Origin of the sequence: Candidatus Accumulibacter phosphatis, assembly GCF_012939955.1 — a bacterium.
In the GTDB taxonomy this organism is placed as follows: Bacteria; Pseudomonadota; Gammaproteobacteria; order Burkholderiales; family Rhodocyclaceae; genus Accumulibacter; species Accumulibacter delftensis.
Map to the genome: position 1 here is coordinate 18,320 of NZ_SPMY01000035.1, position 23,336 is coordinate 41,655.

Below are 23,336 nucleotides of genomic sequence, written 5' to 3' on the forward strand. Positions count from 1 at the left end.
GGCCTTCCTGCCTTTTCTTTGGTCTGCCTTCCGATGACTATTACCGTCGCCATTGACTGCATGGGTGGGGATCATGGTCCCCAAGTGACAATTCCGGCGGCGCTTGAGTTCGTCCGTGATCAGCCTGACGTGCGCGTGATCCTGGTCGGCATCGCCGATAGTATCGTCTCCATGGTCGGCGACGTGGCCATTGGGCGTGTCGTTATTCATCATGCCAGTGAGGTCGTCGCCATGGACGAGGCGCCGTCGGTAGCGCTGCGCACCAAGAAGGATTCGTCGATGCGCGTGGCGGTCAATCTGGTCAAGAGCGGCGAGGCCGATGCCTGTGTCTCGGCGGGAAATACCGGCGCCTTGATGGGTATTTCCCGTTTCGTGCTCAAGATGCTGCCCGGTATCGATCGCCCGGCGATCTGCGGTATTCTGCCGACGATCAAAGGGCACACGCACGTGCTGGACCTTGGCGCCAACGTCGATTGTAGCCCTGAAAACCTGCTGCAGTTCGGAATCATGGGTGCTGCCTTGGTTTCGGCGGTCGAGCATCGCGATCGGCCAACGGTCGGGATTCTGAATATCGGGCAGGAAGAAATCAAGGGTAACGATGTCGTCAAGCGTGCTGCTGAACTGCTTTGGGATTCCGGCCTGAATTTCGTTGGCAACATCGAAGGCGATGGTGTCTACAAGGGGCAGGCTGATGTCGTGGTCTGTGATGGCTTTGTAGGCAATGTCGCTTTGAAATCCTCGGAGGGCCTGGCGCAGCTGCTGGCGACCTTTCTGCGTGAGGAATTCAGGCGCAATTTGTTGACCAAGCTAGCCGCGGTAATCTGCTTGCCGGTGGTCAATCGCTTCAAGAGCCGCGTCGACCATCGCAAGTACAACGGCGCCACCTTGCTTGGCTTGAAGGGCATTGTCGTCAAGAGTCACGGCTCGGCAGATGTCTTCAGCTTCGGGCAGGCGCTGCGGCGTGCTGCGGAAGAGGCGCGCAGTGGCGTCCTGGCACGGATCAGTGAGCGCGTCGCGCAACAACAACAACCGCTTCTGGAGATCGCATAGCATGTTCTCCCGCATCACCGGTATCGGCAGTTATCTGCCCGGACCGCCGGTCAGCAATGACGATCTCGCGAGTCGCGGGATCGACACCAGCGATGAGTGGATCGTCAGCCGAACCGGCATCAAGTCTCGTCATCTTGTGGCGAACGGCGAGAACGCCAGCGATCTGGCCCTCGAAGCAAGCAAACGAGCGCTACTTGCTGCCGGTCTGGATGCCACCGACCTGGACTTGATCATTGTCGCCACTTCGACCCCGGACTTTATCTTTCCGAGCACCGCGTGCTTGCTGCAGGGCAAGCTGGGCAATCGTGGCGCGACCGCCTTCGATGTGCAGGCGGTGTGCAGCGGTTTCGTCTATGGCTTGACGATTGCCGAGAAATTCATCCGCTCGGGTAGCCATCGCCGGGCTCTGGTCGTCGGCGCCGAAGTCTTTTCACGCATTCTCGACTGGTCTGATCGGGGCACCTGCGTGCTCTTCGGTGATGGGGCGGGTGCGGTCGTTCTCGAGGCTTCCGACAAGCCGGGAATTCTGGCCACTGCCTTGCATGCCGACGGTGCCCACCACGGTATCCTGTCGGTTCCCGGTAGCGTCTGCGGGGGTAAGGTCACTGGCGATCCCTTCCTGCGCATGGACGGACAGGCGGTCTTCAAATTTGCCGTGCGCGTGCTCGCGGAAGTGGCGGACGAGTGTTGTCAGGCCGCCGGCATCGCGTCGTCAGACATCGACTGGTTGATTCCGCATCAGGCCAATGTTCGCATCCTCGAAGCAACGGCGAAACGCGTCAAGATGCCGATGGACAAAGTGGTGGTGACCGTCGATCGACATGGCAATACGTCAGCGGCGTCCGTGCCATTGGCCCTCGACGAGGCGGTTCGCGACGGGCGCATCAAGGCCGGTCAGAAAATCATGCTCGAAGGCGTCGGTGGTGGTTTCACCTGGGGCGCCGTGCTGCTCGAACTATAGAAGGGAAGCAATACAAGATGGCTTTCGCATTCGTTTTTCCGGGTCAAGGTTCGCAATCGGTCGGGATGATGGCCGCCTATGGCGATTCGCCTGTGCTGCGGGCGACCTTCGACGAGGCCTCGGCGGCGCTGTCGCAGGATCTCTGGCAATTGTTGATCGATGGTCCGGCCGAAGCCTTGGCGCAGACCGTCAACACGCAACCGCTGATGCTCACCGCCGGCGTTGCGGTCTATCGTCTGTGGCTGGACCGCGGTGGCAAGTTGCCGGCCGTCGTTGCCGGGCACAGTCTTGGCGAGTACTCGGCACTGGTTGCTGCCGGAGTCATCCGCTTCCGGGACGCAGTACCGCTGGTTCGGCTGCGTGCCACCGCGATGCAGGAAGCCGTGCCGGCGGGCGCGGGCGCGATGGCGGCCATTCTTGGTCTCGATGACGAGAAGATTGCCGAGGCCTGCATCGAGGCAGCCGCTGCGGCTGGCGATAGCGAGGTCGTCGAAGCGGTCAATTTCAACGGCCCGGGGCAGACGGTGATCGCCGGCAGCAAGGCGGCGGTGGAACTGGCCTGTGCCGGCTGCAAGGCGCGTGGTGCGAAGCGCGCGTTGTTGTTGCCGGTCTCGGCGCCTTTTCACTCGTCGCTGATCCGACCGGCAGCCGACAAGCTGGCTGCACGCCTCGCCGAGCTTGATTTCGCGGCGGCGCAGATTCCGGTGATCAACAACGCCGATGTGGCGATCGAGTCGGACAGTAACCGGATCAAGGACGCCTTGATTCGACAGGCATACTCGCCGGTGCGCTGGGTGGAGACGATCCAGAAGATCGCGGGAATGAATGTGACGACGGTGGCCGAATGTGGGCCGGGCAAGGTGCTGGCAGGCTTGACCAAACGTTGCGCAGCTAGCTTGACAGGCCTTGCGCTGGCTGATCTGGCGGCGCTGGAAGCCGCGCTCGAAACTCTCGGATCGGCACGCTAGAGGCGATGGGGACGGGAATGCTCAACGGACAAGTGGCCTTGGTCACCGGTGCCTCGCGCGGCATCGGTGCGGCGATCGCGCTCGAACTGGGTCGCCTTGGCGCCACGGTGATCGGTACGGCAACGACAGGCGAAGGCGCGGCAACAATTTCTGCGGCTCTGCTGGCTGCGGGCAGCGCGGGTGAGGGCGTTGTTCTGGAAGTTCGCGATGCTGAGCAAATCAATGCGTTGATCAGCCACATCGAGAAGACGCACGGTGCGCTGTCGGTGCTGGTCAATAACGCCGGAATCACGCGCGACAACCTGTCGATGCGTCTCAAGGACGAGGAGTGGGAAAACGTGCTCGATACCAACCTGAAAGCGGTTTTCCGCCTTTGCCGGGCGGTGATGCGCGGCATGATGAAGGCACGCTACGGTCGCATCATCAACGTCACCTCGGTTGTCGGTCACGCCGGCAATCCGGGTCAGGCCAATTACTGCGCTGCCAAGGCCGGCGTTGCCGGCATGAGTCGGGCACTGGCTCGGGAACTGGGCAGTCGCAACATCACCGTGAATTGCGTGGCGCCCGGTCTAATCGACACTGATATGACGCGTGCACTCGACGACAAACAGAAAGCAGCGCTGCTGCTTGGCGTCCCGCTTGCGCGGCTCGGATCTCCTCAGGAAGTGGCGGCGGCGGTTGCTTTCCTGGCGTCGGCCGGGGCTGCTTACGTTACTGGCACGACGATTCACGTCAACGGCGGCATGTTCACTGGCTGAAATCGGTTCTGGACGAAAAAGCGTCCGGGTCGCATGGACTGATGTTTGGTAAGTTTGGGCCATTTTGCTAGAATGGCGCATTTCTGTTTTACCTATGAACTCTGAGAAGGAGCACTTTGATGGAAAATATTGAGCAACGTGTCAAGAAGATCGTCGCCGAACAACTCGGGGTCAACGAAGCGGACATCAAGAATGAATCGTCGTTCGTCGACGATCTCGGCGCTGATTCGCTCGATACAGTTGAACTGGTAATGGCTCTCGAGGAAGAGTTCGAGTGCGAGATTCCGGATGACGAAGCCGAGAAAATTACCACCGTGCAGCAGGCCATCGACTACGTCAGTTCGCACAAGAAGTAAGTTTTCCCGTAGACGCTATCCACGACCCCTGCGGTCAGGCTCTGCAAGGGGCCGTCCTCGGTGGGGAGTGATGGCAAGCTTTTCCGCTTCAGCATCTTCTACTCCCGGAGCACAAGTTGGCACGTCGCAGAGTCGTTATCACTGGCCTTGGTATCGTTTCTCCGGTTGGCAATTCCGTTGAAACGGCCTGGCAGAACATCATTGCCGGACGTTCCGGCATTGAACGGATCACTCGTTTTGATGTTTCCAGCTTTCCAGTGCAGATCGCTGGTGAAGTGCGGGACTTCAACATTGGCCAGTACCTCTCGGTAAAAGAAGCGCGCCGCATGGATGTCTTCATCCATTACGGCATGGCGGCAGGCATTCAGGCGATCCGCGATGCCGGGCTCGAAGCGCACCCGGCGCAGGCCGAGCGAGTCGGCGTATCGATCGGTTCCGGCATCGGCGGTCTGCCGATGATCGAGAACACCTGCGACGATTTTTCTGCAGGTGGGGTGCGCAAAGTGTCGCCGTTCTTCGTTCCCGGTTCGATCATCAACATGATCTCAGGCAACCTGTCGATCATGTATGGCTACAAGGGCCCCAACATCTCACTGGTCAGCGCTTGTTCGACGGGGACGCACAGCATCGGCGATGCGGGCCGCCTGATTGAATACGGCGATGCCGACGTGATGATTGCCGGTGGCGCTGAAGGCTGCCTGTCGAACCTGGGCCTGGGAGGTTTTTGCGCTCCACGTGCCCTATCCACGCGCAACGACGACCCGCAGACCGCGAGTCGTCCGTGGGACAGAGATCGCGACGGCTTCGTACTCAGTGAGGGCGCCGGCGTCGTAGTTCTGGAAGAATACGAACATGCCAAGGCACGCGGCGCGCGCATCTATTGCGAGTTGGCGGGTTTCGGTATGAGTGCCGACGCCAACCACATCACCGCACCGTGCGACGACGGTGAGGGGGCGGCGCGTTGCATGGGCAATGCCTTGCGTAACGCACAGCTGAATCCGGAGGACGTGCAGTACGTCAATGCACATGGTACTTCGACGCCCCTGGGCGACAAGGCGGAAACCGTTGCCGTCAAGCGCGCTTTCGGCGCTCACGCAAGCAAGCTGGTGGTCAGTTCCACCAAGTCGATGACCGGCCATCTCCTCGGTGCTGCGGGGGGCGTCGAGGCGCTGTTCTCGGCGCTGGCGATCTACCATCAGATATCGCCGCCGACCATCAACCTCGTCAATCCCGGAGAAGGCTGCGATCTCGATTATTGCGCCAATGAGGCGCGTCAGCTCAAGATCGATGTCGCCATTTCAAACTCCTTCGGCTTCGGCGGTACCAACGCCACCGTGGTCTTGAAGCGGATCTAGTTCCTGGCGTCCTGACGGGCGCGCGCATGGCATGCAGTTTCCGATCGACATTGCTCTGCGCCGCTCGCGTCTGCTCTTTGTCCTGACGGCCTTGCTGCATGGGCTGGCTGCGGCCAGCCTCTTCGTTTTGCCCTGGCCTCTGAGCATCCGCTTGCTGCTGCTGGCGATCGTTGCCTTGTCGCTGTGGCAGCAGATTTGGCGGCCGTCGAGAGTCGTCGCCCTGCGCCTGGCGGCAAGCGGCGAACTGAGCTGCCACTTCGCCAATGGCGACCAGGTTTTCGCGCGGGTCCAGCCAGACAGCGTCGTTTTCAGCCAGTTTCTGGTCTTGCGCGTCCGTGCTGGCGAGTCAGGGCGGCTGGATGCCCTTGCGCTTTTTCCCGACAGCATGTCCACAGAGCAGTTCCGTTTGCTTCGCCTGTGGCTACGTTGGCGGGTAGATTCCAGTCAGCTCAAAGGCGGCGTTTGAGCACCGTGTTGCGGGCACGTTCCAGCGTTTCTGGATAATTGCGGCTGGAGTGCAAGCCGCGGCTTTCATGGCGGCGCAGTGCGCAGCGGATGATCAGGTCGGCAGTCACCACCAGGTTGCGTAGCTCGATCAAGTCGTGGCTGACTCGGAAAAGCGAGTAGAAATCGTCAATTTCGCGGAGCAGCAGGCGAATTCGGTTCTGCGCGCGCTGCAGGCGCTTGGTGGTGCGTACGATGCCGACGTAGTCCCACATGAAGCGTCGCAACTCATACCAGTTGTGGGCGATGACGATTTCTTCATCGGGATCGCTGACGCGGCTGTCGTCCCAGGGCGGTAGCTCCGGCAGTTCGCTTTCGTTTTGTTGGAGAATGTCATTGGCGGCCGCTTCGGCGAACACCAGGCATTCGAGCAGCGAGTTGCTGGCCAGACGATTGGCGCCGTGCAGGCCGGTGCAGGAAGCTTCGCCGGCGACGTAGAGGCCAGCAAGGTTGGTGCGTGCGCGCAGGTCAGTAATGACGCCGCCGCAAGTGTAATGCGCTGCGGGCACAACCGGGATTGGCTGGCGGCTGATGTCGATTCCCAACTCGCTACAGCGGGCCATGATGTTCGGGAAGTGCTCAGCGAGAAAGGCCGCTGGCTTGTGCGAGATGTCGAGGTAGACACAGTCCAGGCCGCGTTTCTTCATTTCGAAGTCGATGGCCCGGGCGACGACGTCGCGGGGCGCGAGTTCGGCGCGTGCATCGTGCCGGGGCATGAAGCGCCTGCCGTCAGGCAGTAAGAGGCGTCCTCCTTCGCCACGAACCGCTTCCGAAATCAGGAAGGACTTGGCCTGCGGATGGTAGAGGCAGGTCGGATGAAACTGGATGAACTCCATGTTCGCCACCCGGCAGCCGGCACGCCAGGCCATGGCGATACCGTCGCCGGTGGAAGTGTCTGGATTGGTCGTATAGAGATAGACTTTGCCGGCGCCGCCGGTGGCGATCAGAGTGTGTCGAGCGCCGAGGGTCAGCACCTCTCCGGTGGTGTTATCCAGTACATAGGCACCGTAGCAACGGCGCTCGGCCAGCCCCAGTTTTTCGCCGGTAATCAGGTCGACGGCGATGTGCTGTTCGAGGATGGTGATATTGGGATGCTGGCGAACCTTGTGCGTCAGTGTCGTCTGAACGGCCAGACCGGTCGCGTCCGCGACGTGGATGACGCGCCGGGCACTGTGGCCGCCTTCCTGAGCCAGATGGTAGCCGTCCTGATCGCGGGTGAAGGGGACCCCCTGTTCAATCAGCCAGTCGACTGCCCGGCGACCGTTCTCGATCACGAAGCGCGTCGCCCGCGGGTCGTTGAGCAGCGCGCCAGCGTTAATCGTGTCGCGGATGTGCGCTTCGATCGAGTCGCGATTGTCGAGAACTGCCGCGATGCCGCCCTGTGCCCAACTCGAGGCGCTGTCTTCCAGTGTGCGCTTGCTGATCAGCGTGACCTTGCGCGATGCTGCCAGCCGTAGTGCGGCCGCTTGCCCAGCCAGGCCGCTGCCAATGATGAGAACGTCGGAGCAAAGCGGCACGCTGGAGATCCTGCCAGTAAGGGGCTGCAACTATAGCATGTGCATGGCGCCGCAATAGCTCTTCATCGCGCGGCCATTTCCAGGCCGAGCAGGGCCAGCGTCGCTGCGCACGCTCTGTTACGATGAGCGTTGAAGGCTTGCGCTATACTTTTGCGCAAATAACGATATCGTCTTCAACAGGATAAGCAGAGAGCATGAGTGAACGCGAGATTGACCAGCTACTGGTTGAACGCGCACAGGCCGGGGACAAGCACGCTTTCGAGCTCTTGGTCGCAAAATACCAGCGCAAGCTCGCGCGCTTGTTGTCGCGTTTCATACGCGACGCGGCTGAAGTCGACGATGTCGCGCAGGAGGCTTTCATCAAGGCTTATCGGGCGCTGCCATCGTTTCGGGGCGACAGTGCGTTTTATACCTGGCTGTATCGAATTGGCATCAATACGGCGAAGAACTATCTGGTTGCCCAGGGGCGGCGCGCACCGACATCGACGGAATTCGATGCCCAGGAGGCCGAGGGTTTCGAGGATGCCGACCAGTTGCGCGACATCAACACGCCGGAAAGCCTCTTGCAGTCCAAGCAGATCGGCGAAACCATCAATGCCGCGATGGACGGGCTGCCGGACGAGTTGCGTAGCGCAATTGTCCTGCGCGAGATTGATGGCTTGAGCTACGAGGAAATTGCCGAGGCCATGAGTTGTCCGATCGGGACCGTGCGCTCACGCATTTTCCGTGCTCGTGAGGCGGTAGCCGAGAAATTGAGGCCGCTGCTCGATACGGCTGCCGATCGCCGGTGGTAGGCATGGGCGATCAGCAACCGACAATGACGGGTGCGTGGGGAAGCGTGGCCTCGCTTGACGGTGAGTACGCCTTGATCCGTATGGAGGAGAGCGGTTGCGGGCGCTGCCGGGAAGTTGGTGGCTGCGGCGGCAACAACCTTGCCAAGCTGTTGTGCAGCACGCCGCGTACGTTCCGAGTGCCCAACCCTGAGCGGCGCTCGGTGGGTGAGCGCGTACGCGTACGCGTTGGCGAGGGCTCGGTTCGCCGCAGTGCGCTTGCCGCCTATGCCTTTCCGTGGCTGGCGCTGTTACTCGGGGCGCTGGCCGGTTCGGCTGCTGCAGGCGAAGCAGGGGCTATCTGCGGCGCCATTGTCGGTTTGCTGGTCGGCTGGCTGGGTTTGCGGCGTGCGCAACGGCGCGATGCCGCCGATCCGCGTTGCCAGCCGTCGATCACGTCTTGACACTCTTCTCGGCCATCCCCAAATTCGTTGCAATCTGCCGCTCTGATCGGTAGTGACACTCAGGAGGTATTTGGTGCCATGAAACAGTTGCTTGCAGCTTTGTTGTTGCCCCTTTTTTCGCTACTCGCGCAAGCCCAGAGTCGCGGCTTGCCTGACTTCACCGAGTTGGTGGAGAAGCAGGGGCCGGCGGTGGTGAATATCAGTACCACCCAGAGCGCGCGCGCCAATGGGCGCGGCGCGCATCCGTTTCCCTTCGATGAAGACGATCCGATGTTCGAGTTTTTTCGGCGCTTCATTCCCCGCCAACCAGGAGTGCCCGGGATGCCGGGCATCCCGGATGAGCCGCGCGAGTTCCAGAGCCGTTCTCTTGGTTCAGGGTTCATCGTCAGCGCCGACGGCTACATCCTGACCAATGCGCACGTGGTCGACGCTGCCGACGAGATTCTCGTTCGCCTGACCGACAAACGTGAGCTGAAAGCGAGAGTGATTGGCGCTGACAAGCGCAGCGATGTGGCGCTGATCAAGATCGAGGCGACGTCTTTGCCAACGGTGCGCTTTGGTGACCCCAGCGTACTCAAGGTCGGCGAGTGGGTGGTGGCCATTGGTTCGCCGTTCGGCTTTGACAACAGCGTGACGGCCGGAATCGTCAGCGCCAAGGGGCGCTCGCTGCCGCAGGAAAACTACGTCCCCTTCATTCAGACCGACGTGGCGGTCAATCCTGGAAACTCCGGAGGGCCGCTGTTCAATCTCCAGGGCGAGGTGGTGGGTATCAACTCTCAGATCTACAGCCGTTCTGGAGGCTTCATGGGTATTTCCTTTGCCATTCCGATCGACGTGGCGATGGACGTGCAGGCACAGCTACGCGCCGCTGGCAAGGTCAGCCGTGGTCGCATTGGGGTGGTGATCCAGGAGTTGAGCAAGGAATTGGCTGAGTCCTTCGGCTTGAGCCAGGCGACGGGAGCCGTGGTCAACGCGGTCGAGAGCGGCGGCCCGGCCGACAAGGCGGGTGTCGAGGCCGGTGATGTGATCCTGAAATTCGACGGTAAAACAGTTAACAGCTCCAGCGATCTGCCACGCCTGGTTGCCGCGACCAGGCCGGGAAGCAAGGCGACGATGCAGTTGTGGCGCAAGGGAGCAAGCCGCGAGGTGAGCGTGGTGGTCGGCGAAATCCCTGAAGAAAAACTTGCCAGCCGCCTCAGCGGCGGTGGCAGGCCGGCCGAGCGTGCCGCCAATCGACTCGGTCTGGTGGTCGCGGAGCTGACTGCGGAGCAGAAGCGCGAACTCAAGCTCAAGCAGGGTTTGTTGATCGAGGATGTGCGCGGCAATACGGCGCGCGCCGAGCTGCGGCCCGGCGACGTGCTCCTGGCGATTATCTCGCGTGGCACGAGTACCGAGTTGAGCAGCGCCGAGCAGTTCAACAAGCTGTTGCTGGCGCTCGACAAGTCGGCCAACGTGACGCTGCTGGTGCGGCGCGGCGAACTGCAGACTTTTGTCACCATCAAGGGTTTCCCCGACAGGCGCGGCGAGTGAAGCAGGCGACCCGGCTGACGCTGATTTCGCGGCGCTACTGTCATCTTTGTCAGGACATGGAAGTGGCACTGGCGGGCCTGGCCGAGGAGTTGGCTTTCGAAATCGAGGTGCTCGATGTCGACGCCGATGCGGCGCTGGAACAGCGCTACGACGAATTGGTGCCGGTGCTCCTGCACAATGGCCACGAGCTTTGCCACTACTTCCTCGAGGTCAGCAAAGTCCGTGATTATTTGAGCAAAATCGGCTAGAATCCGCGCCTTCAGGCAGTTCGACCAAGGGTGCCCACCGGCACCTTTTTTTTTCAGGGGCGGCGCGGCCGAAACGGCGCCGACACGAGGTCCATGCAACACATTCGCAATTTCTCCATCATCGCCCACATCGATCATGGCAAGTCGACACTCGCCGATCGCATCATTCATCTTTGCGGCGGCCTTTCCGATCGCGAGATGGAGGCGCAGGTGCTGGACTCGATGGCCATCGAGCGCGAGCGCGGGATCACCATCAAGGCACAGACCGCGTCACTGCAGTATCGGGCGCGCAGTGGTGAGATCTACAATCTGAACCTCATCGATACTCCCGGGCACGTTGATTTTTCCTATGAGGTATCGCGCTCGCTTTCGGCCTGTGAAGGGGCCTTGCTGGTTGTCGATGCCTCACAAGGCGTCGAAGCGCAGACCGTCGCCAACTGTTATACGGCGATCGAGTTGGGTGTCGACGTCATGCCGGTGCTGAACAAGGTCGATCTGCCGTCGGCGACGCCTGACAAGGCGCGCCAGGAAATCGAGGATGTGATCGGCATCGACGCCAGCGAGGCGGTGTTGGCCTCGGCGAAGACCGGTCTCGGTGTCGAGGACGTTCTGGAAGCGATCATCGAACGCATTCCCGCACCCAAGGGTGACCCGGATGCGCCGCTCAAGGCCCTGCTGATCGACGCCTGGTTCGACAACTACGTCGGCGTGGTGATGCTGGTGCGTGTCTTCGACGGCACGCTGCGGCCGAAGGAAAAGATACACTTGATGGCCACCGGGTCGACCCACCTCTGCGATCAGGTCGGCGTGTTCACCCCGAAAGCGGTGCCCCGTGACGCTCTGCGTGCTGGCGAGGTCGGTTACATCATCTCCGGGATCAAGGAACTGCAGGCCGCCAAGGTTGGCGATACGGTGACCCTGTTTGACCGGCCGACGGCGCAGGCCTTCCCGGGCTTCAAGGAAATCAAGTCGCAGGTCTTCGCCGGTCTCTATCCGGTCGAGTCCAATCAGTACGACTCGCTACGCGACGCGCTGGAAAAGCTGACGCTCAACGACGCCTCGCTGCACTATGAACCCGAAGTCTCGCAGGCGCTTGGCTTCGGTTTTCGTTGCGGCTTTCTCGGCCTGCTGCACATGGAGATCGTCCAGGAACGTCTCGAGCGCGAGTTCGACCAGGACCTCATCACTACCGCGCCAACGGTGGTCTATGAAGTCCTGCTGCGCGATGGCAGCGTCGTTCAGGTGGAAAACCCGGCCAAGCTGCCGGAACTGTCAAAGACCGAGGAAATCCGCGAACCGATCATCACCATTACCGTTTTCGTTCCGCAGGACTACCTGGGCAACGTCATCACGCTGTGCAACCAGAAACGCGGCAACCAGGTCGACATGACCTACCACGGTCGTCAGGTGCAACTGGTCTACGAAATGCCGATGGCCGAAGTGGTGATGGACTTCTTCGACCGCCTGAAATCCGTTTCGCGTGGCTACGCTTCTCTCGATTACGAATTCAAGGAATACCGGGCGGCGGACGTCGTCAAGCTCGATATCCTGATCAACGGTGAAAAAAGTCGATGCGCTGTCCGTCATTCTGCATCGTAGCAGTTCCATCTATCGCGGGCGCGAACTGGCGGCCAAGATGCGCGAGCTGATCCCGCGCCAGATGTACGATGTCGCCATCCAGGCGACCATCGGCGCCAACATCATTGCTCGCGAGAACGTCAAGGCAATGCGCAAGGATGTCACCGCCAAGTGTTATGGCGGTGACATCTCGCGCAAGAGGAAGCTGCTCGAGAAGCAGAAGGCAGGCAAGAAGCGCATGAAGCAGGTCGGGTCAGTCGAGATTCCACAGGAGGCTTTCCTTGCTGTGTTGCGTGTCGGCAAGTAGAGGGGAGTGAGCCAGTGAATTTTGCATTGATCCTGCTGATCCTGTTGTTGGTCAGTGCTGCGGTATGGGCGGCGGACGTTTTTGTTTTCCGGAAGCGTCGCGCCGTCGGCGCCAAGGAGCCGTGGTGGGTCGAGTATGGCGCAAGTTTTTTCCCGGTCATTCTGGCCGTCTTCGTCCTGCGCTCGTTCATCGTCGAGCCTTTCAAGATCCCATCGGGCTCGATGATCCCGACGCTGCTGGTCGGTGACTTCATTCTCGTCAACAAATATACCTACGGAATCCGCCTGCCCGTCGCCAACCTGAAGATCATCGACATCAACAGTCCGCAGCGCGGTGATGTGATGGTCTTTCGTTATCCCGAGGATCCCTCGCTCGACTACATCAAGCGCGTGGTCGGCCTTCCCGGTGACAAAGTGGCTTACCGGAACAAGCGCCTGACGATTAATGGTCTCCCGATAGCGGTGGAGGAGGTTGAGGACTATCTGCATCCGGAACGGCTGTACTATTCCGAGCAATTCGTCGAGAAACTCGGTGAGGAGGGGCATCGAATGCTCAATGATCGCGATGCGCCGGCCTACATTTCCCATCCGGCGCAGTTCCCGAATCGCGAGAACTGCTCCTACAATAGCGCTGGCGTGATCTGCACCGTGCCGCCGGGCGAGTATTTCGTAATGGGCGACAATCGCGACAACAGTCGCGACAGCCGCTTCTGGGGCTTCGTTCCCGAAGAGAATATTGTCGGCAAGGCTTTCTTCATCTGGTTGAATTTCAGTGATTTCAAGCGCATCGGCCCGTTCGGTTAAGGAACTCACATGACTATCAAGCGTCAGCGTGGTTTGGCACTTTCCGCCCTGCTGCTGTGGGGCGTCGGCATTGCCATGGTGGCTATTCTTGTCATCCGGATCCTTCCCGATGTCATCGAGTATTCCAAGATCAAGCACGCGGTAAAAGCCGTGGCCAGCGAGTCCGCCGGAAAAACGGTTGCCGAGATTCGCCATGCCTTTGGGCAGTACGCCGAAGTCGAGCATATCAAGGGCTTCGGACCGGCTGATCTGGAAATCTTCAAAGAGGAGAATCAGGTGGTCGTTGCCTTCGCCTATGAGAAGCGTGTTCCACTGCTGGGCAATGTCAGTCTGCTGATCGACTTCTCGGGATCGTCGTCGGCCCGCGACAGCGGGCAATGACCCAGCGCGGATTCGAAAAGGCGTTCGGCTACACGTTCCGCGATCGCGAACTCCTGCAGACGGCGCTGACGCACCGCAGCTACTCCTCTCCCCATAACGAGCGCTTCGAATTTATCGGTGACGCCGTTCTCAATGCGGTTATCGCGCGGCGCTTGTTCGAGCAATTTCCGACGCTTCCGGAAGGTGATCTGTCGCGACTGCGAGCCAACCTGGTACGCCAGGACAGCCTGCACCAGCGAGCGCTGGCGCTCTCCTTGGGCGACTATCTGCTGCTTGGTGAGGGTGAGCAGAAAAGCGGCGGGCATCGACGCCCGTCAATCCTGGCCGATGCCCTCGAAGCGCTGTTTGGCGCAGTATGGTTGGACGCGGGCTTTGACGCTGCCAGCGAAGTCGTCCTTCGCCTGTACCAGGGTGTGCTCGTGCAACTGGCTCCAGGACAGGAGATCAAGGACGCCAAGACGCGCTTGCAGGAGTACCTGCAGGGCCGACGCCTGGCCTTGCCGCTGTACGCGCTGATCAATACCGCGGGTGAGGCACATGAACAACATTTCACGGTTAGCTGCAGCATCGACGCGCTGCGCATCCGCAGCGAGGGTAGCGGCAGCACTCGCCGGGCGGCCGAACAGGTGGCCGCCGAACACGCTCTCGAAGAGGTGGCCAACTCATGAGTGAAATCCGTTCCGGTCGCATCGCTATCGTTGGTCGCCCCAATGTCGGCAAGTCGACACTGCTCAACGCTTTGATCGGTGAAAAAGTCAGCATCGTCTCGCGGCGCGCCCAGACCACCCGTCATCGCATCACGGGCATTCTCACCGAGGCCGATGCGCAGTATGTTTTTGTCGATACACCAGGCTTTCAAACCAAGCACCTCAATGCCCTCAATCAGGTGATGAACCGCGGCGTCAGGCAGGCGCTGGCGGAAGTCGATGTGATCCTGTTTGTCGTCGAGGCCTGCCGCTTCGACGAACGCGATCGCGCGGTGCGCAAGCTGCTGCCGGAAGGCTGTCCGGTGATTATCGTGGTTAACAAGATCGACCAGATCAAGAACAAGGTCGATTTGCTGCCGTATCTCACACAACTCGCCGGTGAGGGTGAGTTTGCGGCCATCGTGCCGGTCAGCGCGACGCGTCGCGCGCAACTCGATGCACTGCTTGGCGAAACGCGCAAGCACTTGCCAAACGACGAGTTGCTTTTCGGCGAAGACGAGATCACCGACCGCAGCGAAAAATTCCTTGCCGCCGAGTACATTCGTGAAAAGCTTTTTCGCTTGATTGGCGACGAGTTGCCTTACGGTGCGGCCGTCGAAATCGAGCGCTTCGTCGTTGACGGTCCGCTGCGCCGGATCAGCGCGGCGATTGTCGTCGAGCGCGCCGGACACAAGTCGATAGTCATTGGCACGGGGGGGCGAAGTGGTCAAGCGAATTGCCTCCGAGGCGAGGCAGGACATGGAGCGAATGTTTGGCGGACCGGTCTTTCTGGAAGTCTTTGTCAAGGTCAACTCGGGTTGGGCCGATGATGCGCAGTTGCTCAAGAGCCTGGGTTACGAATAGTGCGAGTCGTACGAAGAGGCTAGAAGTGCGCATGCGCTTGTTGATTGCCGGCGAACCGGTCGGGAAGTGACTCAGTGAATCAGCGGCACAAGGTCGATGGACAGCCGGCGTTTGTGCTGCATGCCTATCCTTACAGCGAAACCAGCCTCATCATCGACGTCTTTTCGCGCGACTTCGGGCGGGTTGCTCTGCTCGCGCGTGGTGCGCGGCGGCCCAGATCGGTGTTGCGTGGCGTACTGCTCGCCTTCCAGCCGCTCGAGGTCGGCTGGGCGGGCAGGGGGGAGGTGCAGACCCTGATGAAGGCCGAGTGGCGCGGCGGACAGCCCCTGCTGGCAGGCAAGTCGCTGTTTTGTGGCTATTACCTCAATGAGTTGCTGATGCATCTGCTGCCGCGTGAGGATGCGCATGCGCGGCTATTTTCGGTCTATGCGGAAACGCTGCGCCGCTTTGCCGATGGCGCGCAGGAAGCCGACCTGCGCTGCTTCGAGCGCGCTCTGCTGCAGGAGCTGGGCTACGGGCTGATGCTCGAAACCGATACTGACGGCGTCAGCGTCGAGGGCAACGCACGCTACGGCTACGAGATCGAGCGCGGTCCGGTACGTCTCGCCGCGCCAGACGCCTCGGCGCTGGCGGTGAGCGGCAGAACGCTGCTCGACCTGGCGCGCGAGGATTTCTCCGATCCGCGCTCGCTGGCCGAAGCCAAGCAGCTGATGCGCACGCTGATCGGCCACTATACTGGCGGCAGGCACCTGGCAAGCCGCAGGATTTTCAGGGAGCTACAGGAACTATGATCGAACTGGGCGTCAATATCGACCATGTGGCGACGATCCGACAGGCGCGCTGCACCTACGAACCCGATCCGGTCTGGGCAGCGGTCGAAGCGCATCTCGGCGGTGCCGACGGCATCACCATCCACCTGCGCGAAGATCGGCGACACATTCAGGACGCCGACGTCGAGAAGCTCCGCGAACTGGCGCAGATCAAGCTCAACCTGGAACTGGCAGCGACCGAGGAAATGATTGCCATCGCTTGTCGCGTCAAGCCGCAGATGGCGATGCTGGTGCCGGAAGGGCGGCACGAAGTGACCACCGAAGGCGGGCTCGACGTGCTGGCGCAGGAGAGGGCGCTGCGTCAGTCGGTGGCTCGCCTGACTGACGCCGGCATCATCAGCAGTGTCTTCATCGACGCCGATCCGGCGCAGGTTGAAGCGGCCGCACGCATCGGGGCGCGCGTCTGCGAGATCCACACCGGCCCTTACGCGCATGCTTTCTACACGCAGGGGCGTGATCCCGAAAGTCCCGCGGTCGTGGCCGAGATCGACAAGATCCGCGTCGCTGGCGCCGCCGCCCGCCAACTCGGCATGCGCTTCAACGCCGGGCACGCGCTCAATTACTTCAACGTCCAGCCGATCGCGCAGTTGCTTGGCATCCGCGAGCTGCACATTGGCCACGCGATCATCAGTCGAGCGATCTTCGTCGGCTTGCGCGAGGCGGTCCGGGAAATGAAACGCTTGCTGCGTGAGGCGCAGGCGCTGCCGCCAGCGACGCCGACATGATCGCCGGTATTGGCACCGACATCGTCGCCGTTGCCCGCCTCGGCGGGCTCTATGAGCGCCACGGTCAGCGCGCGCTGGCGAAGCTGCTGTCAGCGCGCGAATGTACGGAATTTGCCGCTGCGCACCAGCCGGCGCGCTTTCTCGCCAAGCGTTTCGCCGCCAAGGAAGCGTTCGGCAAGGCGCTCGGGATCGGTCTGAGCGCTCCGGCGACCCTGCCGAATATCAGTGTGGCGCATGATTCGCTGGGCCGACCGCTGTTCGAGTACGCGGCACCGCTGGCGAAGCTTCTTGCCCAGCGGGGGCTGGTTGCTCACCTCTCGATCAGCGATGAGGACGACTATGCTGTGGCGTTCGTCATCATGGAGCAGGCATGAACGCGATGAACGCGATGAACGCCATCAACGTCGTGAACGTCGTGAACGTCGTGACTTCGCCCTCCACGTCGCCGCTCAAGCTGCCGCTCGGCCCGCTGATGATCGACCTGGCCGGGCTCAGCCTGTCCGATGTCGAACGTCAGCGCCTGTGCCATCCGCTGGTCGGGGGCCTGATTCTTTTTGCACGCAACTACCAGTCGCCGGAGCAGCTCGAGCGCTTGACGAGCGAGGTGCATGGGCTGCGTTCACCGGCCCTGCCGATCGCCATCGACCACGAAGGAGGCCGGGTGCAGCGCTGCCGCGACGGCTTCACGCAGCTGCCGGCGATGCGCCGTCTCGGCGAGTGCTGGGACCGTGATCCGCAGGCTGCGCTGACTGCCGCCCGCGAGCTGGCTTACGTTCTCGCCACCGAGTTGCGCGTGCGCGGTGTCGATCTGTCCTTTACGCCGGTGCTCGATCTCGACTGGGGGCGCAGCAGCGTCATCGGTGATCGTTCCCTGCATCGCGACCCCGCCGTCGTTATCGAGCTTGCGGCGGCGTTCATCGAAGGATTGCGCAGCGCCGGCATGGCCGCCTGTGGCAAGCACTTCCCAGGTCACGGCTGGGTCGAGGCCGATTCGCACGTCGACCTGCCGGTCGACACGCGTCGGCTTGACGAACTGGCGCCTGACCTCGAACCATACCGGCACTTGCCTCTCGACGCGGTCATGCCGGCGCACGTCATCTATCCGCAGGTAGATTGGCGACCGGCGGGTTTCTCGCCGGTCTGGATACGGCTGTTACGCGAGGAGCTGGGTTTCGACGGCGTGATCTTCAGTGACGATCTGTCGATGGCCGGGGCGAGTGTCGCTGGCGACATTGTCGCGCGCTGCACGGCAGCCTGGGAGGCCGGCTGTGACATGCTGCTGGTGTGCAATACGCCGGAATCGGTTGCCGACCTGCTGGCGCGCTGGCGGCCTGTTGCCGACCCGCTGCGGGCAGCGCGGGTGGCGCGCCTGTGCCCGCTGACTGGCGCAAGCGATTGGGCGAGCCTGCAGCAGGAAGCCACGTATCAGGCTGGCGTCAAGGCAGCGCGACAGCTGTCGGCCTGACGCTGAAGCGAAAACAGGTAGCCGCAGCCGAAGCGAGTTGCCGGCTGCCGAATGCTGGTTACGGCTAGCGGACGCGCGAGCGGTACTCGTTGCTGCGAGTGTCAATTTCGATCTTGTCGCCGATCTCGACAAAGGCCGGGACCGGCAGCTCGAAACCGGTCGCCAGGCGGGCCGGTTTCATCACCTTGCCCGAAGTGTCGCCTTTCACCGCCGGCTCGGTATACACCACTTCGCGAACGACGCTGCTCGGCAGGTCGACCGAGATTGCCTTGTTGTTGTAGAACACCGCCTCGCACGGCATGCCGTCTTCGAGATAGTTGAGCGCGTCGCTCAGGCAGTCGGCTTCGATTTCGTACGGGTTGTACTCGGCGTCCATGAAAACGTAGAGCGGATCGGCAAAGTACGAGTAGCTGACTTCCTTGCGCTCGAGCTGGATGACGTCGAACTTGTCGTCGGCGCGATAGACGGTCTCGCTGGGGGAGTCGGTGAGCAGATTTTTCATCTTCATCTTGACTACCGACGCGTTGCGGCCGGATTTGACGTAGTCGGACTTCAATACCACCATTGGGTCATTGCCGACCATGAAGACGTTGCCGGTGCGAAGCTCTTGTGCGGTTTTCATTGGACGTTCCAGAAAACTGTTGGGGGAAACCCGAAATTATAGACTGGAACGGGCAAAGCGCAGCAGACGAGTGCTCAAATCATCCTCACTGGCGAGTCCTTCCTGCCAGCGCTTTGCGTGCTCGCGCAAGGTCGGCAGACAAGACGCGAAGCGCCACCAGTGGGCGGCGTCGACGTGCCCCGCGCTCCATGCATGCCAGAATTCGCGCACTGCGCTGGCGCTCGCTGTCGGCAGGTCGGTGCAGTAGAGGTCCAGGAAAGCGTCGAGCTTGGCGATGTGCGCCGCCGCCTGCTGCGGGTAGATGTGCCAGACCATTGGCCGTGCCGCCCACTGCGCACGCAGGAAAGAATCTTCACCGCGGACGAAATTGAGGTCGCAGAGCCACAGCAGGCGGTCGTAAAGGTCTTGTTCGAGGAACGGCAGGATGCGGATTTCAAGCGCGCCACGCCGCAGCAACGCGCCGGCCTTGAGTGGCTGGCCGGCGTAGCTTTCGATGGCCGGCAGCGCGCGCGATAGTGACGCCAGGCAGCAGACAGGCATCGGCGCCTCTTGCCAGAGCAGCAAGAGGTCCTTGATGGCTGGATTCTCGTAGGCGAACAGCGAGACCAGCAGACTGCCGACGGGTGGCGGCGCGCCGCCCGTCTGGCGCCAGAGTGCGGCCTGCTGCTCGGCGCTGGCGGCGAACTGCTGCCGGCGAGCCAGCAGGTCGCGCTCGCGCAGCAGACCGCCGGTATCACGGGAGAAGCCCGGAAAGAAGAAGGACTTGTTGAGCGGCAGGCGCGGGTGGGGCGAGGGCAGTGTGTGAAAGCCAGGCACCCAGGCTTCCGCGCTCAGATAGTCGAGGTTGATCCATACCGGCCTTGGTGATTGCTGCGCCATGGCGGCGATGAAGGCTTCGGGAATTCGGCAGGCGAAAGTTTCCAGTACCGCGTGCGCGGGGAGCGGGGTGACGAACGGCGTCTCCCAGCGGCGGATTTCGACGCCTTGCAGCTCCTGCATCGACAGCCCTGGGTCCACTTCCGGGCGCAGTGCCCGGAAAACCTCCAGTTCATCGACCCACAAGCGCACGTGCAACTGCCGCTCGCTGCGCAACTGCCTGGCCAGACGCCAGCAGATGCCAATATCGCCAAAATTGTCGATGACCTGGCAGAAGATGTCCCAGTCGGGTCGAGAGGATGTGTTTGGCATGGCGGCAAGTGCTGCGAGTGGTACGAGTGTTAGGGGCGGAGCGGCCCCCCATGAGGCGCAAGGGTGGCGGCTGTGGGGGCAGGGCCGGCGCGCGTGATAACATCGAAAAGGCCCCCCGTTCGTCACCCCTCGTCACCCCTCGCCATCCTACTCCTAAGCCAGCCGGCGGCTGCCGCGAATGCCAATGCAAGCCCCTTTCGACGCAAAATCTCTGCTCGCCACCTTGACCGAACTGCCCGGCGTCTATCGGATGATCGACCTGGCCGGTGTCGTACTCTATGTCGGCAAGGCAAAAAACCTCAAGAAGCGCGTCGCGTCTTATTTTCGTGATCATCACCCGAGTCCGCGCATCGCGCTGATGGTCGCGCAAATTGCCGCTGTCGAGACGACCGTGACGCGATCGGAGGCGGAAGCGCTGCTCCTCGAAAACAATCTCATCAAGAGCCTGGCGCCGCGCTACAACATTCTTTTTCGGGACGACAAGTCCTACCCCTACATCGTTCTGACGCGCGACCGCTACCAGCGCCTGGGCTTTTACCGTGGCGCAACCGACAAGCGGGCCGACTATTTCGGTCCCTTTCCTTCGTCGCAAGCGGTGCGTCAGAGCATCCACCTCTTGCAGAAAATGTTTCGCCTGCGCACTTGCGAAAACCCGGTGTTCAACAACCGCTCACGGCCCTGCCTGCTCTATCAGATCAAGCGCTGTTCGGGGCCCTGCGTCGGCCTGATAGCGCCTGAGCGCTATGCCGCAGACGTCGAGATGGCGACGATGTTCCTGCAGGGCCGCCAGCAGGACGTCATCGGGCGCCTGTCGGCAGCCATGGATCAGGCGGCAGAAAGTCTGGCGTTCGAACAGGCGGCGATCTGTCGCGATCAGATCCAGGCCTTGCGGCAGGTGCAGGACAAACAGTATGTCGACAGCGGCAAGGGTGGCGATGTGGACGTCGTCGTCGCCGTTGCAGAGGGCGGCATGCTGTGCGTCAATCTGGCGATGGTGCGTGCCGGGCGCCATCTCGGCGACCGGCCTCAATTTCCCAGCAACGCAGCCGATTCGTCGCCGCGCGAAGCGCTGAGTGCTTTTCTCGCGCAGCACTACGTCGCCCACCCCGTTCCGTCGCGCCTTCTGGTCAACCTGCCGCCGGCTGATGAGGAGCTTGCCGACTGGCTCGGTGAAATGGCTGGCCGGCCGGTCAGAGTCATGCAGCCGCGGCTGACGATGCAGCGCATCTGGATAGAAATGGCCGAGCAGAACGCACGCCTGGCCATTACCGCACGCCGTAGTGCGCTGTCGCGGCAGGGCGAACGCCTGGAAGCGCTCCGCGCGGCGCTGGGTCTCGAAGTCGAGGCGGGCAAGGAAGCGCGTATCGAGTGCTTCGACATCAGTCATACGCAGGGCGAGTCGACGGTCGCCGCCTGCGTCGTCTATCAGGGAGGCGGTATGCGCAAGTCGGACTATCGTCGCTTCAATATCCAGGACATCCAGCCCGGCGACGACTACGCGGCCATCCGTCAGGCGGTATCACGTCGCTACGCCAAGCTTCTGACCAGTGACGGCGCCGTCCCGACATTGATTCTGATCGACGGCGGCAGCGGTCAGGTCAGTTCGGCAGTTTCGGCACTTGCCGAGCTTGGCCTGACCCATCTTCCGCTGCTGGGCGTCGCCAAGGGAGAGGCGCGCAAGCCGGGACTCGAAACGCTAATTTTCGCAGATGGCCGCGAGCCGTTACAATTGCCCGCTGAACATCCCGCACTGCATCTGATCCAGGAAGTCCGCGACGAGGCACATCGTTTCGCCGTCTCCGGCCACCGCGCCAGGCGCGGCAAGGCGGCGCACTCTTCGCGACTCGAAGACATTGGCGGCATCGGGCCGAAGCGTCGCAAAGGCTTGATTTCCCGTTTTGGCGGCTTGCAAGGCATTTCTGATGCCGGGATTGACCAACTTACCGCCGTTCCAGGGATCAGCCGGGAACTCGCCGAGAAAATCTACGCAGCGTTGCACTGATGCCACTCAACATACCGATTCTATTGACCTGGCTGCGGATCATCCTGATCCCGCTGCTTATCGCCATCTACTACGTGCCCGAGTCGTGGGTGCAGTTTGTCGGGCGCGATCTGGCCGCGACAGTGGTGTTCCTGGTCGCCGCGGTAACCGACTGGCTCGACGGCTATCTGGCGCGTCGTTGGCAGCAGACCTCGGCTTTCGGCGCCTTTCTCGACCCGGTCGCCGATAAACTGATGGTCGCCGCGGCGCTGATTGTGCTGGTGCAACTGGGCCGCCTCGACGCCATCCTGGCGGCGATCATCATCGGTCGCGAAATTACCATCTCCGCCTTGCGCGAATGGATGGCGCAGATCGGCGCCCATCGCAGTATCGCGGTTTCGATGATCGGCAAGATCAAGACCACCGCGCAGATGATGGCCATCCCATTTCTGCTCTATTACGCGCCCCTCGACGGCTTCGACGTCTTCCAGGCCGGCACCTGGCTGATCTACATCGCTGCCGTGCTCACCCTGTGGTCGATGGGTTATTATATGCGCATGGCCTGGCCGCACCTGATCGAAGAGGACAAAAAAGCGCTAGCCGCGAGGCCGACTGCGGCGCCAACACGCCGGCGACGAGCAGCAGATTGTGCGCCAGGCATTGACAGGTTCAGGTAGGCCTTTATAATGCGCCTTCGCTTCATGCGGGAGTAGCTCAGTTGGTAGAGCGATACCTTGCCAAGGTATAGGTCGAGAGTTCGAGACTCTTCTCCCGCTCCACATTTTCTGCCGAGTGGCCTGTTTTTTCGCCCTCAACGGCAGTTCCTGCCATCAGGCAGGCACGGCGCGATAGCAAAGCGGTTATGCACCGGATTGCAAATCCGTTCAGCCCGGTTCGACTCCGGGTCGCGCCTCCATAGAAAGCTATCAAAATCAATCGGTTAAAACCCGGCACCAGGGAGGAATTGGTGCCGCGATTGATTCAAATGGGCTGGTAGCTGCTTCATGCTACCTCGCCTGGGTAGCGCTGCGACCCTAAAACGATTGTGCAGGGCGTGTAGCTCAGTGTAATTGCCCTCATGAACTGACGGCGCGGTCACGCGAGCCTGAACGCCGAGGGCAGGCGTCGGACAAGCCTTAACCCGTGTTTAACATTCTCAAAAAAACCTCTTGCATAATCAACTGCTTGCAAGGCACTTGAATCTCTAATGGCACAACAAGCGCGTAATTTCGTGTCAGGCGACCAGTTTTCGGGTTCCTCCGGGGTCTGAGTTGACGCCCAAGGCGCGATAGATCGCCATCAGCTCGGGCTCGGCGGCAGTGGCCTTGCGGACGTGCAGCGTGCGGCCATCGCGTTGCCGGAAAGTCGTCGTCACCCGGCGCTGGATCGAGAGGGTTTCGCGCAGGGTCGCCCAACTGTCGGGAA

The 23,336-nt window shown here is 61.5% G+C and carries 23 protein-coding genes, 2 tRNA genes and 3 pseudogenes; 24 read left to right on the plus strand and 4 right to left on the minus strand.

The genetic code is table 11. The features are described from left to right. The first annotated feature begins 33 nt into the window (after positions 1-33). From plsX to E4Q23_RS12970, 7 genes are all read left to right on the plus strand, one after another. The gene (gene plsX / locus E4Q23_RS12940) at positions 34-1,050 is read left to right on the plus strand and encodes a phosphate acyltransferase PlsX (protein ID WP_169067018.1); all 1,017 of its coding nucleotides are present in this window, start codon (positions 34-36) and stop codon (positions 1,048-1,050) included. 1 nt (position 1,051) lies between these two features. Next, positions 1,052-2,011 carry a beta-ketoacyl-ACP synthase III gene (locus E4Q23_RS12945; RefSeq protein WP_169067019.1) on the plus strand — a complete coding sequence of 320 codons (960 nt, stop codon included), beginning with the start codon at positions 1,052-1,054 and terminating at the stop codon, positions 2,009-2,011. A gap of 17 nt (positions 2,012-2,028) precedes the next feature. Continuing rightward, entirely contained in the window at positions 2,029-2,979 is a 951-nt protein-coding gene (gene fabD / locus E4Q23_RS12950) for an ACP S-malonyltransferase (protein WP_169067020.1), read from the plus strand. A gap of 17 nt (positions 2,980-2,996) precedes the next feature. Beyond that, positions 2,997-3,737 (plus strand): 3-oxoacyl-ACP reductase FabG, encoded by a 741-nt coding sequence (fabG, locus tag E4Q23_RS12955; RefSeq protein WP_169067021.1) that lies wholly within the window; start codon positions 2,997-2,999, stop codon positions 3,735-3,737. A gap of 119 nt (positions 3,738-3,856) precedes the next feature. Continuing rightward, positions 3,857-4,093, plus strand: a complete 237-nt coding sequence (gene acpP / locus E4Q23_RS12960) for an acyl carrier protein (protein ID WP_169067022.1) — start codon at positions 3,857-3,859, stop codon at positions 4,091-4,093. A 116-nt stretch (positions 4,094-4,209) separates the two neighbouring features. Then, positions 4,210-5,448 (plus strand): beta-ketoacyl-ACP synthase II, encoded by a 1,239-nt coding sequence (fabF, locus tag E4Q23_RS12965; RefSeq protein ID WP_169067023.1) that lies wholly within the window; start codon positions 4,210-4,212, stop codon positions 5,446-5,448. A gap of 31 nt (positions 5,449-5,479) precedes the next feature. After that, positions 5,480-5,914, plus strand: a complete 435-nt coding sequence (locus E4Q23_RS12970; protein WP_169067024.1) for a protein YgfX — start codon at positions 5,480-5,482, stop codon at positions 5,912-5,914. Here E4Q23_RS12970 and nadB read toward each other — a convergent pair. Next, positions 5,898-7,469 (minus strand): L-aspartate oxidase, encoded by a 1,572-nt coding sequence (gene nadB / locus E4Q23_RS12975; protein WP_169067025.1) that lies wholly within the window; start codon positions 7,467-7,469, stop codon positions 5,898-5,900. The two genes, E4Q23_RS12970 and nadB, sit on opposite strands and share 17 nt — an antisense overlap. Before the next feature lie 194 nt (positions 7,470-7,663). Between nadB and rpoE the strand changes: the two genes are divergently transcribed. The 13 genes and pseudogenes from rpoE to nagZ all read left to right on the plus strand — a co-directional run bounded on the left by rpoE (position 7,664) and on the right by nagZ (position 18,120). Beyond that, on the plus strand, positions 7,664-8,263 hold the full coding sequence (rpoE, locus tag E4Q23_RS12980; protein ID WP_169067026.1) for an RNA polymerase sigma factor RpoE: 600 nt from the start codon (positions 7,664-7,666) through the stop codon (positions 8,261-8,263). 2 nt (positions 8,264-8,265) lie between these two features. Beyond that, entirely contained in the window at positions 8,266-8,703 is a 438-nt protein-coding gene (locus tag E4Q23_RS12985) for a SoxR reducing system RseC family protein (protein WP_248595427.1), read from the plus strand. 78 nt (positions 8,704-8,781) lie between these two features. After that, positions 8,782-10,233 (plus strand): DegQ family serine endoprotease, encoded by a 1,452-nt coding sequence (locus E4Q23_RS12990; protein WP_169067027.1) that lies wholly within the window; start codon positions 8,782-8,784, stop codon positions 10,231-10,233. Beyond that, the gene (locus E4Q23_RS12995; protein WP_169067028.1) at positions 10,230-10,481 is read left to right on the plus strand and encodes a glutaredoxin family protein; all 252 of its coding nucleotides are present in this window, start codon (positions 10,230-10,232) and stop codon (positions 10,479-10,481) included. Before E4Q23_RS12990 ends, E4Q23_RS12995 begins: the two co-directional genes overlap by 4 nt. A 93-nt stretch (positions 10,482-10,574) precedes the next feature. Beyond that, positions 10,575-12,366, plus strand: a pseudogene (gene lepA / locus E4Q23_RS13000) (translation elongation factor 4). Positions 12,367-12,380: 14 nt separating this feature from the next. Beyond that, on the plus strand, positions 12,381-13,169 hold the full coding sequence (lepB, locus tag E4Q23_RS13005; RefSeq protein WP_169067029.1) for a signal peptidase I: 789 nt from the start codon (positions 12,381-12,383) through the stop codon (positions 13,167-13,169). Between the two features lie 9 nt (positions 13,170-13,178). Continuing rightward, positions 13,179-13,550, plus strand: coding sequence for a DUF4845 domain-containing protein (locus tag E4Q23_RS13010; protein ID WP_211203749.1), 372 nt, complete (start codon positions 13,179-13,181; stop codon positions 13,548-13,550). Continuing rightward, positions 13,547-14,218, plus strand: coding sequence for a ribonuclease III (gene rnc / locus E4Q23_RS13015; RefSeq protein ID WP_169067030.1), 672 nt, complete (start codon positions 13,547-13,549; stop codon positions 14,216-14,218). Before E4Q23_RS13010 ends, rnc begins: the two co-directional genes overlap by 4 nt. After that, positions 14,215-15,100, plus strand: a pseudogene (gene era, locus E4Q23_RS13020) (GTPase Era). Before rnc ends, era begins: the two are co-directional and overlap by 4 nt. A 74-nt stretch (positions 15,101-15,174) precedes the next feature. Continuing rightward, a complete protein-coding gene (gene recO / locus E4Q23_RS13025; protein WP_291996477.1) occupies positions 15,175-15,891 on the plus strand; it encodes a DNA repair protein RecO in 717 nt (238 codons plus the stop codon). Further along, the gene (locus tag E4Q23_RS13030) at positions 15,888-16,655 is read left to right on the plus strand and encodes a pyridoxine 5'-phosphate synthase (protein WP_169067032.1); all 768 of its coding nucleotides are present in this window, start codon (positions 15,888-15,890) and stop codon (positions 16,653-16,655) included. The genes recO and E4Q23_RS13030 overlap by 4 nt, the downstream gene beginning before the upstream one ends. After that, positions 16,652-17,029: a holo-ACP synthase gene (gene acpS, locus E4Q23_RS13035; RefSeq protein WP_169067033.1), complete on the plus strand. Its 378-nt coding sequence runs from the start codon at positions 16,652-16,654 to the stop codon at positions 17,027-17,029. Before E4Q23_RS13030 ends, acpS begins: the two co-directional genes overlap by 4 nt. Before the next feature lie 98 nt (positions 17,030-17,127). Further along, positions 17,128-18,120 (plus strand): beta-N-acetylhexosaminidase, encoded by a 993-nt coding sequence (gene nagZ / locus E4Q23_RS13040; RefSeq protein WP_211203752.1) that lies wholly within the window; start codon positions 17,128-17,130, stop codon positions 18,118-18,120. A gap of 64 nt (positions 18,121-18,184) precedes the next feature. Here nagZ and efp read toward each other — a convergent pair whose 3' ends face one another. Together efp and earP are read right to left on the minus strand one after the other, a co-directional pair. After that, positions 18,185-18,742 (minus strand): elongation factor P, encoded by a 558-nt coding sequence (efp, locus tag E4Q23_RS13045; RefSeq protein ID WP_169067034.1) that lies wholly within the window; start codon positions 18,740-18,742, stop codon positions 18,185-18,187. Positions 18,743-18,778: 36 nt separating this feature from the next. Next, a complete protein-coding gene (earP, locus tag E4Q23_RS13050) occupies positions 18,779-19,930 on the minus strand; it encodes an elongation factor P maturation arginine rhamnosyltransferase EarP (protein WP_169067035.1) in 1,152 nt (383 codons plus the stop codon). 184 nt (positions 19,931-20,114) lie between these two features. On the opposite strand from earP, the gene uvrC reads away from it, so the two are divergent. The 4 genes from uvrC (at position 20,115) to E4Q23_RS13070 (ending at position 22,827) form a co-directional block, all read left to right on the plus strand. Beyond that, entirely contained in the window at positions 20,115-21,932 is a 1,818-nt protein-coding gene (gene uvrC / locus E4Q23_RS13055) for an excinuclease ABC subunit UvrC (RefSeq protein ID WP_169067036.1), read from the plus strand. After that, complete coding sequence (gene pgsA / locus E4Q23_RS13060) at positions 21,932-22,588, plus strand: CDP-diacylglycerol--glycerol-3-phosphate 3-phosphatidyltransferase (protein ID WP_248595428.1); 657 nt, start codon at positions 21,932-21,934, stop codon at positions 22,586-22,588. The genes uvrC and pgsA overlap by 1 nt, the downstream gene beginning before the upstream one ends. Before the next feature lie 26 nt (positions 22,589-22,614). Beyond that, positions 22,615-22,690: transfer RNA gene (locus E4Q23_RS13065), tRNA-Gly, on the plus strand. A 63-nt stretch (positions 22,691-22,753) separates the two neighbouring features. Next, positions 22,754-22,827 (plus strand) — tRNA-Cys (locus tag E4Q23_RS13070). Positions 22,828-23,145: 318 nt separating this feature from the next. Here E4Q23_RS13070 and E4Q23_RS13075 read toward each other — a convergent pair. Continuing rightward, positions 23,146-23,336 (minus strand): annotated as a pseudogene (locus E4Q23_RS13075) (IS1634 family transposase); the annotation flags it as partial.

What these genes read in the sequence shown, in the direction of transcription:
- plsX (WP_169067018.1), top strand. Translation starts at nt 34, where the DNA reads ATGACTATTACCGTCGCCATTGACTGCATGGGTGGGGATCATGGTCCC.
- E4Q23_RS12945 (WP_169067019.1), top strand. Translation starts at nt 1,052, where the DNA reads ATGTTCTCCCGCATCACCGGTATCGGCAGTTATCTGCCCGGACCGCCG.
- fabD (WP_169067020.1), top strand. Translation starts at nt 2,029, where the DNA reads ATGGCTTTCGCATTCGTTTTTCCGGGTCAAGGTTCGCAATCGGTCGGG.
- fabG (WP_169067021.1), top strand. Translation starts at nt 2,997, where the DNA reads ATGCTCAACGGACAAGTGGCCTTGGTCACCGGTGCCTCGCGCGGCATC.
- acpP (WP_169067022.1), top strand. Translation starts at nt 3,857, where the DNA reads ATGGAAAATATTGAGCAACGTGTCAAGAAGATCGTCGCCGAACAACTC.
- E4Q23_RS12970 (WP_169067024.1), top strand. Translation starts at nt 5,480, where the DNA reads ATGCAGTTTCCGATCGACATTGCTCTGCGCCGCTCGCGTCTGCTCTTT.
- rpoE (WP_169067026.1), top strand. Translation starts at nt 7,664, where the DNA reads ATGAGTGAACGCGAGATTGACCAGCTACTGGTTGAACGCGCACAGGCC.
- E4Q23_RS12985 (WP_248595427.1), top strand. Translation starts at nt 8,266, where the DNA reads ATGGGCGATCAGCAACCGACAATGACGGGTGCGTGGGGAAGCGTGGCC.
- E4Q23_RS12990 (WP_169067027.1), top strand. Translation starts at nt 8,782, where the DNA reads ATGAAACAGTTGCTTGCAGCTTTGTTGTTGCCCCTTTTTTCGCTACTC.
- E4Q23_RS13010 (WP_211203749.1), top strand. Translation starts at nt 13,179, where the DNA reads ATGACTATCAAGCGTCAGCGTGGTTTGGCACTTTCCGCCCTGCTGCTG.
- rnc (WP_169067030.1), top strand. Translation starts at nt 13,547, where the DNA reads ATGACCCAGCGCGGATTCGAAAAGGCGTTCGGCTACACGTTCCGCGAT.
- E4Q23_RS13030 (WP_169067032.1), top strand. Translation starts at nt 15,888, where the DNA reads ATGATCGAACTGGGCGTCAATATCGACCATGTGGCGACGATCCGACAG.
- acpS (WP_169067033.1), top strand. Translation starts at nt 16,652, where the DNA reads ATGATCGCCGGTATTGGCACCGACATCGTCGCCGTTGCCCGCCTCGGC.
- nagZ (WP_211203752.1), top strand. Translation starts at nt 17,128, where the DNA reads ATGATCGACCTGGCCGGGCTCAGCCTGTCCGATGTCGAACGTCAGCGC.
- efp (WP_169067034.1), bottom strand. Translation starts at nt 18,742, where the DNA reads ATGAAAACCGCACAAGAGCTTCGCACCGGCAACGTCTTCATGGTCGGC.
- earP (WP_169067035.1), bottom strand. Translation starts at nt 19,930, where the DNA reads ATGCCAAACACATCCTCTCGACCCGACTGGGACATCTTCTGCCAGGTC.
- uvrC (WP_169067036.1), top strand. Translation starts at nt 20,115, where the DNA reads ATGCAAGCCCCTTTCGACGCAAAATCTCTGCTCGCCACCTTGACCGAA.
- pgsA (WP_248595428.1), top strand. Translation starts at nt 21,932, where the DNA reads ATGCCACTCAACATACCGATTCTATTGACCTGGCTGCGGATCATCCTG.